The following is a 1723-nucleotide window of genomic DNA, read 5'->3' on the forward strand; positions in this document are numbered from 1 at the left end:
AAAAAAGAGGTAAATGAGTAAAAGCTCATTTACCTCTTTTTGTTTAAAAGCATTTTTATAAGCTTTATTAAAAAGTCTATACTTTCATAATCTTTTTATTAGTAAATTTTTAAACTTTGAACAAGTTGACTAATCATAAATTCTTCATAGGTTATAAAAAGCTAGGCAAATAACTTTTGTCGGAAAAAGGATGAAGTAAGGAGCAAAAACTATGCATTATTCAATTTGGATCACTGTTTTATTTCTTGCCTGTTCATCTAGTATTGATAATTTTGGAGTAGGAATAACTTATGGAATTCGAGGTATAAAGGTTGGTTTATTAGCGAATTTAATAATTTCAATCATAGCGTTTATTTTCAGTGAAGCAGGTATTGTTTCAGGTCAATATATTTCAAAAGTGTTTCCAGGAACACTTTCGAATGTCATCGGTGCATTTTTTTTACTGGTAATTGGACTTAGAATTGTTCTACTTACTTTTCCAAGAAAAGATAAACATACTATCATAAATAATGAAGACGAATCAGTTTCAAATATCGTTACAAATTATTTAAGTTCACCGGAGAAAGCCGATGTTGACCATTCTGGAGACATAAGTAGTTTTGAAGCAATCATACTAGGGACTGCAGTTTCAATGAATGCACTTACGAACGGCTTAGGTGTTGGATTAATTGGACTTTCACCATTTTCAATATCGATAGCGGCCAGTATTTTTAGCTTTTTGGCAATCTGGTTAGGCGTCCTTTTAGGAAAAAAAGTCGCCAATGTGAAAATTGGTGGATGGTCGCTTGGACAATTTAGTTCCATTATTAGTGGAATTATATTGGTGTTAATTGCGTTACACAATCTTGTTTAATAATAGATAAAAGAAAAGAGCTGATGATCGTATGTGAACATCAGCTCTTTTCTTTGTTAGTTACTATGCGATTATAGATTGGGAGATATCCTCTTGTTCATTTTGTACATCCTTCTTTGAAAAAGAAAGATATCCAACTAGGATAATGATGATAATCGACAATACTAGAGTAACTGGCCCACCACCAAATCCAAGTCCACCATGCTTTTGAGATACAGAGCTCCAATCAGAAAATGATGCTCCAACTGGTCTTGTCATAATGTAAGCTAACCAAAATGAGAAAATTTCATTTAGCTTGAAGAACTTTCTTCCAATAACCGGTATTTCTAATAAAACTGTAAACAGTATACCTGATGAAAAATAGCCTAAATGCATTGTTGATGCGGTCATGTCACCAGCAGCAGTTCCTAAAGCGAAAGTTCCCATTACAACTGACCAATATAAGACTTCACGTCGTCGTGTGTAAATACTGTGTATGGAAAGAGTTTTCTCCATCTTATACCAAATCATAAAAATAATTACCAACGAGACTGCAAAAAACACCGTTGATATCACATATGGAACTCCAAGACCAACGTGTACAACGTCTGCGGCTACGGTACCAAATACACTAATCATTACAACAACTAACCAATAAATACTAGGTACATATTTACGGACTTTAAACTGTAAAATTAAAGACAGAATTAGGACAATTAATGCGACTGCAACACCTATTACCGGCGTTAAAGTCTTTACGATATAATCGGAAAACACTTCACCCATACCAGTTGTTAATAATTTAGTAATCCAGAAAAATATTGTTACCTCTGGAACTTTTTTTAACATATTTTCTATTGGTGGACTTATTTTCTTATTTATATGCTTTTG

General features: G+C 33.0%; 2 protein-coding genes. One reads left to right on the forward strand and one right to left on the reverse strand.

Going from position 1 to position 1723, the window contains the following annotated elements:
* The first annotated feature begins 211 nt into the window (after positions 1 to 211).
* The gene (ytaF, locus tag CN514_RS06260; RefSeq protein WP_098231858.1) at positions 212 to 853 is read left to right on the forward strand and encodes a sporulation membrane protein YtaF; all 642 of its coding nucleotides are present in this window, start codon (positions 212 to 214) and stop codon (positions 851 to 853) included.
* Between the two features lie 63 nt (positions 854 to 916).
* On the opposite strand, the gene CN514_RS06265 is transcribed toward ytaF, so the two are convergent.
* A partial coding sequence (locus CN514_RS06265) for a COG4705 family protein (RefSeq protein ID WP_353652059.1) occupies positions 917 to 1723 on the reverse strand: 807 nt, incomplete at its 5' end.

It is taken from the genome of Bacillus sp. AFS001701, from assembly GCF_002559405.1.
Classification (GTDB): Bacteria; Bacillota; Bacilli; order Bacillales; family Bacillaceae_G; genus Gottfriedia.